The 9,660-nt window shown below is 55.2% G+C and carries 7 protein-coding genes; 3 read left to right on the forward strand and 4 right to left on the reverse strand.

The window, feature by feature from the left end; all coding sequences use genetic code 11:
- Positions 1-6: 6 nt before the first annotated feature.
- Positions 7-741: a TetR/AcrR family transcriptional regulator gene (locus KUV26_RS13675; RefSeq protein WP_222508741.1), complete on the forward strand. Its 735-nt coding sequence runs from the start codon at positions 7-9 to the stop codon at positions 739-741.
- 307 nt (positions 742-1,048) lie between these two features.
- Positions 1,049-1,678: a hypothetical protein gene (locus KUV26_RS13680; protein ID WP_261399883.1), complete on the forward strand. Its 630-nt coding sequence runs from the start codon at positions 1,049-1,051 to the stop codon at positions 1,676-1,678.
- 55 nt (positions 1,679-1,733) lie between these two features.
- Here the strand turns inward: KUV26_RS13680 and KUV26_RS13685 are convergent, their stop codons facing one another.
- Entirely contained in the window at positions 1,734-4,175 is a 2,442-nt protein-coding gene (locus KUV26_RS13685) for a DUF3131 domain-containing protein (protein WP_315900116.1), read from the reverse strand.
- Positions 4,176-4,279: 104 nt separating this feature from the next.
- The gene (locus KUV26_RS13690; RefSeq protein WP_315900117.1) at positions 4,280-7,561 is read right to left on the reverse strand and encodes a glycosyltransferase; all 3,282 of its coding nucleotides are present in this window, start codon (positions 7,559-7,561) and stop codon (positions 4,280-4,282) included.
- Between the two features lie 739 nt (positions 7,562-8,300).
- On the opposite strand from KUV26_RS13690, the gene KUV26_RS13695 reads away from it, so the two are divergent.
- Positions 8,301-8,804, forward strand: a complete 504-nt coding sequence (locus KUV26_RS13695; protein WP_222508743.1) for a DUF995 domain-containing protein — start codon at positions 8,301-8,303, stop codon at positions 8,802-8,804.
- 9 nt (positions 8,805-8,813) lie between these two features.
- On the opposite strand, the gene KUV26_RS13700 is transcribed toward KUV26_RS13695, so the two are convergent.
- Positions 8,814-9,413: a BCCT family transporter gene (locus tag KUV26_RS13700; protein ID WP_222508744.1), complete on the reverse strand. Its 600-nt coding sequence runs from the start codon at positions 9,411-9,413 to the stop codon at positions 8,814-8,816.
- Between the two features lie 37 nt (positions 9,414-9,450).
- The coding region (locus KUV26_RS13705; protein ID WP_222508745.1) for a transposase domain-containing protein at positions 9,451-9,660 on the reverse strand (210 nt) is incomplete at its 5' end.

The following is a 9,660-nucleotide window of genomic DNA, read 5'->3' on the forward strand; positions in this document are numbered from 1 at the left end:
AAGTGAATGATCGTTCATTGTCGATGGAAATTTGCTGCAATCCCGGGCATGGTGCCGGAAAGGCGGCGGGTAGCTGGTAAACAAAAGAGGGGCGGGCAGATGGCAAGTGCTGAAGAAACAAGGAAAAAGCGGAAGGTCGACAAAGACCTGCACCGGGAGGTGCTGCTGGAGGCGACCGCCAGCGTGATCCTGAAATACGGGGTCAGCGGCACCACGATCAGCCGCATCCAGGAAGAATCAGGCTTATCCCGCGGCATGATCAACTTGCACTTCCAGTCCAAGGACAATCTGATTCGCGAGCTCGCCGTCCATATGACGCAGGAGTACAATGACGCCTGGCGGAGTTTTACTAGCCAGGCACCGCACTCGGTCAGTACCCCGGAAGATGCGGCAGCCCGTTTGCAGGCGCTGTTTGCGACGGATTTTTCCGAAGCAGTCCTGAATGAACGCAGCGCCCGGCTGACTTTTGCTTTCCGGGCCGAACCAGATTTGCAGGCGCTGGGAACAGGTTATATCGAGACCCGCGGAACCGACCTGCACGACCATGTGCGCAACTGCTGCAAAGTGCTGTGCGATGCCTGCGGCACCCAAGGCGATCCCGAAAAGGTCACCATGGCAATCATGTCCTTGCTGGAAGGGTTGTGGACTGATTTTCACGCTCACCCCTATGAGTTCAGCAGGGAATATGCGGTGGAGATCTGCCGGACCACCGCCCGCGCCTTCTTCCCCGGGTATTTCTGAAAAGAAAGCACAAGCGGGCCGCTTGATATGTACAGAAGGCAGAATAATGGGGAAGGCGCTAATTTAGCGCCAAAGCGCCTGACGCACCGCCGAACCTCCGCCATCCGAGACTAGCAGAATATCCGTTTGGGAAAATGAAACGTGCCGTTCAATAACTCACCTGAACTCCAAGGCTTGAAAGAGTTAAATTTTTTCCTTTTATTTTAACGCGTTATTACCCTTCACCCTTCATATTGCCACTGTTGGCGGCCGCAGCGTCAAAAAAGCTCTGCGGCTTCATGAGTTCTCAGTAAAACAGGATGGCGGTATGACCTACAAAAATTCCAGATTTGTACTCTTAACCGGGACGTTCCTTTCAATAGCGGCCTGCAGTGTGAGTGAAAAAGTAAGTGACAGCCTCAAAGGAATGCACAGCACCCGCCTCCTGGTTGACGAAAGTGTGCCGGGGGGAATCGGCGGAAGCTCCACTCCTCACGGAGAACAAATCATGAACATATTCTTGACCGGTTACAGCTACTGGGACAACACTCCCCGCGGCTCGGCACAGATTGCCCGACCAGTGATTCACCGGCAGGCTGGCGGATCAGGAACCTACGAGGACCCCATCACTCTCGCAGTCGGGCATGTAAAACGAAATGGCCGCAGCTATATGGACTACCCTGCCGGCACAAAATTTTACGTCAAAAAACTGCAAAGGTACGCGATTGTAGAGGATCTCTGCGGCGATGGGCCGAAGCCGCAAGCAGGCCCATGCCACAGCGGCTACCAGGGCCATGACTGGCTGGATATCTACGTTGGAGGCCGAGGGATCAATGAAAGCTGGGTCGACCTCTGTATGAACCGTATCACCGGAATTCAGCCGGTCATTCTGAACCCCGGCCCTGGCTACCCGGTTTCTCCAGGGGAAATTGCAGCCAGCGGATGCGCAACCTTTTAACTCGGATCCGCAGTAAAGATTTTCTCTCGATCCATGTCTTGCCGGCTCTGCCCTGTCAGTCGGAGCGGGCAAGACGATGGGCAATAGCCTGAAGAATAACGCCATTGGTATTCAAATCGGTGTAGGCCTCGGTTGGTCGACCAGTTTTCAGAAAGATGCTCGAAGCAAACCCGTTATTTGTTTTTGCTACTCTCCTGGTAAAATTCAAAAGCTTCTCAGAGTATTCGTGCGGTTGATAGGCCGACCAGAGAAAGGCAGCCTTACTGCTGATAACCAGGTTTTCCTCGCGAAACTCCGGCGTCCTGTACTCAGGTTCCTGCCCGACCGTATCAAAGGCCCAAGTGCGCTCTTGTGCGTCCAGTTGCAGTCCTTGATAGAGGAACCAGGGAGATTTGTCGATTGGGCCTTCCGAGACGCAAATGAGCCGACCGGTTTCGCGGAAGTCCTCCAATTGAGCGGCAAACAACACATCAGCCAGATAAGCGCTTTCCTTCGACATCCCCATTTCCATAGCTTCAAGCAGTAGCGGTTCTGCGCCGAACGGGCCAATTCGGGCCGCAGCTTCGAGCAGTGCCATTTGCCCGTCAGTCGCCGACCGGTTTGTTAAAACCTCATATGGGGATTTTGCAGATACCCCCCACCGCCGGAAGGCCAATGCCGAGTAATGAGCGCTATGCGACACATATGAAGTCTTTAATTCTCCATTGGTGACCGAGTGAATTTCGCCTTCAATGATCACTTTCTGAAGGTCCCAGGAAAAGACAAGCTCAGCCAATCGATCACCGAAGTTGCTGTGCCGGCGCAGGTTGTCCAAGGCAGCAAGCAGCCGACCTGCGTCGGACCCGTCAAAGTCCCTGTTGCCCCATTTACGGCGGTCGGTCCGTATCCATCCCTGCGGCAAGTGACGGCCCATGAACGTTCTGCCCGCGATGTTGGGCAGAATCTTTCGAATGGCGGCCTCAACGTTCTTTTGGGTGACCAAGCCAATCTCTTCAGCGGCTACTAAGCCATTGATGTGGCTACCTACGTCCCACATGGTGACGGCCTTGTGTTGCCGCCCGCCAGGTGCAAAGTCCACTGTCGCCGGGCACAATCCGGTTCTGGGGTCAGTGAATTTTTCAAAATACTGCCAAGCCACACGGGCGTCTTCCAAAAGCTCCTGCCGCCCGGCATCTGAAAGAACCTGGCGTGTCTTTATCAGCTCCGGCGCGGCGGCAGCCGTCTTCCTCAGGCGGGTCGGCAGCGGCCCAGCCGGGGCGACGGTCCGGGCGAACTCTTCGAGAAGGAGAAACTTCGTCCCTTGGTTCCGGAGCATCTCCTTCAAAAGGCTTTCCAATGCCCTGCGTTCCGGCGGAAATGCAATCGCCTTTGGCTGAATGAAGACCACTACATCCCCGGTTCCCGCCGTCGCAGACCGAAATGCTTCCGCTGCGCCACCGCCGCTGACGACGCGCCGCCGGAATTTCAGGAAACCCGTGCCCTCCAACCCTTGAGGTCCGCCCTCTTCGGCGAATAAAGTAACGCCTATGCCAGGCTCCAACGGCCTGACCGTCCGGACTTTGGCCTCACTCCGGGTTGCAATATCTACAGAGTGCATGCTGGATGGCCAGGCACTGGCACCTGCTTTCCCGTGCTTTAATTCGGTTGAAACCCAAAAATCGCTGTAGGCCTTACTTAAAAACTGACCTTCGCGGGAATGAGGAATCCCGGCTGTTTGGAGAAACTTCGTAAATTCTGAGTACCCGGATAATTGGTCGGGATTACTTTCCTGCGGTTTCAGCACATGCAGGCACACCATCCGCTTGAACCCGTAGGTATCGCGCAGTTGGATGTCTATCACCGGCAACAGGGACACATCTCCGTCCAGCTCCTGTTGCGACAGCCCATCGGCAAATCGAACCGCGGCTGCCTTCAGCTGTTTCAAACCTATTCCGGAGAAATCCTTGGCCGAAATGTAAACAATATTCTGGCTGCCAGAAGGTCCAGCAGCTTGCACGTTTCCTTCAATATCCTTCAGAGACACCAGGGTGCCCCCATACAGCCTCACGACACCATTGTCCCAGGTTTCGGACCGGACCGGGGCTGACTGTACCGGAACCGACAGGAGATTGAGAATGCCTGCAGAACGCACCCCCCGCGGATTAGCCGGATTTTCCCGTTCCGCGCATGCGATTGCCTGCAGAACGCTAGCCGAATTTCGAACGGCCACCCCCGAGCGCAGCATACTTTGGAGAGCTGAGACGGCATCATGTGCGGCCCGGCCTTGGAAGTACTCGGACAGCGACTGCAATTCCGGAACGTAAGGCACAACATCCAACCCGCTGCTGCCAATCATGTAAGCATTCAGAACCTGAGCGAGCTTGCTTTTTGCAGTATGCGCGCGGCCTTGCTCATCATAGGGGTTCACAACGCAGGCCAGCGGAATGTTTCTTTCAACAAAGGCATCAATCACCGTTATGAGATGCGGGATTGAAACTTCTTCATTGATTGCTGTCACTACGGGAAAAGTTGGCACAGGCAGCTTCCGAAACGCGGAAGAAAACCCGATCCGCGGGAACACAGCCAAGCCAGCTGCGGCCGATTTCAGGAAAAGTCTGCGTCTCATGTGTTGCCAGCCACCATTCTGTAGGCACGTCCCTGGCGCTTTATGCTACCCCAGCTGGTTAAACGTCCGGTTACGGCACGCAACACCGAGCGTATCACCGAAAAATACATGAGCGGGCGGTAAACGACGCGCTGCAGCGGGAACAACAGCAAACACCAATTGCTTTCATCTTTATCAAACGCAATTGCAATAGCAGCAATGAGTAGCTCCAATGCCGGGAGTGCCAGGTAGGCCCATAGGTAATGCATCGGCTGTAGGTGCTGAGAGCCTCCCACTTCTCCGGCCCAGCCGCCGGCGACCAGCTTGTACAGCATCAAAATCACAAACAGATCTGCGATAGGGGCCAACAGCGGGAATACATAGCCAAATACAAACATGTCGGAAATTGATACCAGGCCAACCGAACGTCTCTCAATGATCGCCCGTTTATGCTTCCAGGCGCTTTGGAACATTCCAAACGACCAGCGGAGCCTCTGTTTCATAAGCTGGCCCAACTTCTCCGGCACTTCGGTGAACGCCTTAGCCTTTGGCTCGAAGACTATTTTATAACCTGCCCGGTTCACCTGGATCGTCAGGTCGGCATCCTCCGTCAGAGTTTCCTCACTGAACAACCCGGCCTTTTTCAAAGCCTCAACCCGCCACGCCCCGATGGCTCCCGGAACCACCAGAATGCCGTTGATCAGGTCAAACGCTTTCCTTTCGACGTTCTGGGACGTTGCATACTCGAAGGCCTGAAGCCGGGTTAGCAGGTTCACGCGGTTGCCTGCAATAATTTTGCCTGCCACCGCACCGGTCTTCGAGTCTGCAAAGTGCCTGACGAGATACGTGATTGCATCTTTGCAAATTTGCGTATCCGCATCAATGCAGACGACAAACTCGGCATCAGTGCTCAAAATGGCCCTGTTAAGCGCACTCCACTTCCCTTGGTTTGGTTGCGAGATGAGGTGGACTTCGCTCTTGTGGCCGAATTTGAGGACCTCGATCAGTGTGTCATCGGTGGAGCCGTCGTCCACCACAATGACTTCCAGGTTTTTGTAACCACTGGCTCGCACGCTTTCGATGCTTTGTGCGATCACTTTTGCCTCATTGTGGGCAGGGATCACCACCGCAACCTTCGGCTGCCTTTGCAAGGTTGTAAATCTTTCACGGCGGTTCGAAAGCGCCATAATGAGGATTCCGGCCGAGCGAACTATGCCAATTGCGAGCACCGTCCAGAAAACAACGACGACAGCTTGTTGCGCCATCCAGACAATGGAGAAGGAAACTCTGTCAAAGGCCGGGGATCCGCCTTCTGCAACAGGCATCAACGCAGCCCGGTTTGTGCCTAGAAGATCCGCCAACGTCGTAAACTCATAGCCTTTTGCCCGCAACGAACGGATTATCGGTCGGACTGCGTCAACTGTGGCAGCACGATCCTGGCCGCCGTCATGCAATAGAATGACATTGCCGCTCCCCTGTTCCACCTGATCTATTACAAAGTTTGCGATTTCCGCGCTGTCCCAGCCTTCCCAGTCCTTGGGGACAATTTCCATACCCGCAATCGTGAACCCTCGGGCTTCAGCTGCCTCCAGCGAGGCCACGCGCTCTGCGCTGATCGGGCCACCGCTACGCTGGAAGGGTTCGCGGTAGAGCAATGTTTTCCGGCCGACAGATCCAGCCAAAATTTTGTCCAGAAGCGAAAATTCCAGATCCACACGTGTTTGGGAGATCTGGTCCATTCTAGGATGGGAGAAGCTGTGCGCACCGACCTCGTGCCCTTCATCGACCATCCGCCTAACCAGGTCGGGAGAGTCCATCACGCTGGTGCCAACAACAAAGAAGGCCCCCGGAACTTTTTCTTCCTGCAGGATATCCAAAATTTCCTTGGTGTATGTCTCATGCGGGCCGTCATCAAAGGTCAGAACAACCTTGCGCCTGTCCGGTTTGCCATGCAGTTCTATCGAGTATGGCTTGGGCAAAAGGCTATAGGTCTGGTTGCGGACCAAACCTGTCCCCGCCTCGAAAGAAAGTTGACGGGCTCCTGCAGATGCGCGCTGGTCTATGCGGATAAACGCGCCCTCCCCTTTGTAATCTACAAAGTTGTTAAGCTCTACGACACGAAGTTCAGCCCCAAGAACGTCTTTGGAAGCATCTTGGTGCTGCAGGACTTTCCAGATCCCGGGGTCCTCGGTCCCAAGAGACCACACGGCAAAGTTGGCAATGCCAAGCTCCTTTAGGCGGAGCAGTTGATTGTGCGCAGATGCGGCATCCAGCATCCAGATCTTGCGCTGTCGTCCTTGGGCGTCTCGGTAGCGGCTAAAGCTATTGTGGGCTTTGGCGCTGAACCGCAATTTTGCTCCGGAGGAGCTTACTCTTTGCATCGCTTCCGCGTAAGAAAGGATCTCTGGCTTGGATAACCCAGAGGTCCACTCAACGGAGAAATTGCCGAGCGCGACAACTAGCTTGTCTGCTCCGACCGCCTGAACTGCCTCAGCGGACAAATCTTCTATCCAGCTATATGGTGCAAGCGGGCCTGGCACGGTCTCCACCCAAGGCTGACGAAAGAGCTTCAGGATAATCTGGTCAAACAGATCAATCAGATCCGCTTTCTTCCAGTGGGACTGCTGGCCCGTGAGAATGGTACAGGCTTTCAAGCCTCGGGAACGGAATGCATTCGAAAAGCTCGACATCAGCGGCTTGAGGCGTCGGAACACTTCTGAACTCAATCCAGTGAGGTCCAGGCACGCACCTTGCGCATTCAATGCCGCCACAGCGGCGGCCATATCTGCGGCAAGCGCCTCCGCTCGCTCTGTATCTGCGAGGCTATCCAGAAAGTCTCCCTTCTGCCTTGCCTCTCCCAGCAAAATGACCGGCAGAAGCTGCGGACGCAACGCGGCCCTTGCAATGTACTCTTCCACGGCAATCCGGGTATCCTTGCTGATAACCGATACTGCAGGGCGGCCTTTTTCTTCGACGATACTGATCCATTCAGGCACGATCACGCCAATTTGGCCGCAACTATCATCCAGCGATAAAAATGCTTCTTCAGAGGACACAGGCACATGGCCAAACACCTTAGGAGCTGCCGTGTCTGCCATAGCCGAAAACAGGGGCTGTTTGCGCCCATTTTCACAGTGGGTTTCTGATCTGGGCTCTGAAGTTGCCGAAGCCAGATGCACGTGGTTGGGATGACTGGAACCGTTCACCGCAAGAGAGACATGGCTTTGCTCGCCATCGTGGAAGGGATTCAGCTCCCGAATTGCGGACTGCAAAGAAAACGAGCCATCAAGAAACAGCACAGCCCAGCAAATGACGGCCGTTACCAAGGCAAAAAAAACAGCCCTCACCCGACGAGCCCGGACCCGCTTGGGATCCGCAAATACCCTGCCAGACGACGCCACGGATTGAAGCCTGTCCTGATGAAAGGAAAACCGCTTCAAACGACCGCCCTCCGAACGCAGCTGCACTGCACTTCAAAAGCCGCCAGGCACACACCAGCAAGGCAAAGATCAACACTACTGTCAGACACGGTCCCCCGACCCCTTTGCAGGCCAACACTGCTATCTAGAATGCGCGGCGCCCGGCCCCACAGAGTTCCACCCATGACAAGCAGATCAGGCTACATGGCCTACAATGTCCCCTAACGAGGCAGGGCTTGTCAAAATTTCCTCAAATTTTAGCCGAACTTTCGCTTTGAGCTCAAAGCTCAAGCGACAGTTCCACTGTTTTGGCGGCACTGTTGACACAAGTGGCGTGTCAGATTTTAGCGCGAGAAGAATCAGTCCCAATTACTGGAGGACCGGTAATGTCAACTTGCTGCAGGAGGCCGACGCCGCACCGGCAAGACCTGGCGAGAGAGCGGAAACAATAATGGCTGATTGCCTGGATTAATCGAGAAATCCGGTTCGACGCGCGGAGTATGATGCAGATTCAAAAAAATTATTGTTTCTCTCCGGAAGCGTTCTATCAACTTAACCCCAAGGGAGTTTCACCCGAAAGAAGATCCGAGTTTGGGCTAGTATGCTTAGTGGGGTTCACATGAAGATTACTATAAAACTGATGGCCGCAGCTCTTTTGGGCACCATCCCGTCTCTTGTTGTTGCGGACCCAAAGCCCCGCAGCGCCAAGCCTGCGCCCCCGCAACTTGTAGCGAGTATCTATGCTGGGAAAACTGATGTCTGGGCCGAAGGGTGCAATGGCGGCATCTACTACTCGCCCAACCAGCAAGCCCGCGCTTGGTGCGGCGACAACAGTGACAGCCTCGGCGCCGGGGAATGGAAAGTCGACTCCCAAGGGCGTGTGTGCCATCAGCTGTCCTGGTACTGGCCTAATGGCAACCGGGCAGGAAAAAGCCTTGGCGAGCAAGCATGCATTTCCCATGTTGTCGACCGTTGGGGAACAGTTTGGAGAAGTTGGTCTGATGACACGGAATGGTGGCCGCTGGCAGGAAAACACTCTGGAATTAAAAAATATTCCGGGATGGAAAAAGGATACAAGTTCCATTCCAGTGTTGTGGCAACCCGATCAAAACTGGGGCTTTAACAACTGCTTTTAGGGATAGCTTGGAACTTGCGTCGAGTTAATAACAGCCTGTCTGACATCAGCGCCAATGGGACAGTTTAGGGTGGTTTGATAAGAGAGGGTTGCCGCGAAGGCAGTGCCCCAGATGCCAACGTCCATGCCCTCAAGCGTTGCGTAAAGCGCCAGGGTCGGGCTTTCGTTCACGGCTTCGATGATACCGCCCGCCCCCTGCAATTCGATGCTGACCGCGTTGCCACCGAACATCGCCAGCAGGAACATGGTCACTAGCGGCGGAACGATCAGCAAGGACACAACAAACTCGCGCAGGGTTCGCCCCTTGGACACACGGGCGATGAACAGGCCGACAAACGGCGACCAGGCGATCCACCAGCCCCAATAGAAGACAGTCCACCAACCCTGCCAGTCACGCCCGGCCTCTTCATCCACCCACATTCCCATTGGCACAAAGTTCTGCACATAGTTACCGAGAAGATTGACGTATTGGCCGAGCAGACGCGCAGAGAGCGACCTTCGCGAATCCCTTACTGTCGCTAGATCAGGCCACGATTTTCGCCGCGGTGCCGCGATCAAAAGCTGCCGCTCGTCGAGGGCGCAGCATGAAACTGGCATCGTATGACCGTAAGCGTTGCCCCCGCCTCACGCGGGATCAGCTTGACGGTGGGAAGTTCCAGGGCAGGAGCTCGTCGAGCCGGCTGGCAGGGTGACCTGCAGCGATGGCTTCGAGGGTGGCCTTGAGGTAGGCGAAGGGCTCGACGCCATTGATCTTCGCCGTGGCAATGAGCGAAGCGATGCAGCCCCAGGCGCGGCCGCCTTCATCATGGCCGGCGAATAGCGCGTTCTTTCTTGTCAGGGCGAT

The sequence above is a fragment of the Leisingera daeponensis genome (genome assembly GCF_019801465.1).
Classification (GTDB): domain Bacteria; phylum Pseudomonadota; class Alphaproteobacteria; order Rhodobacterales; family Rhodobacteraceae; genus Leisingera; species Leisingera daeponensis_A.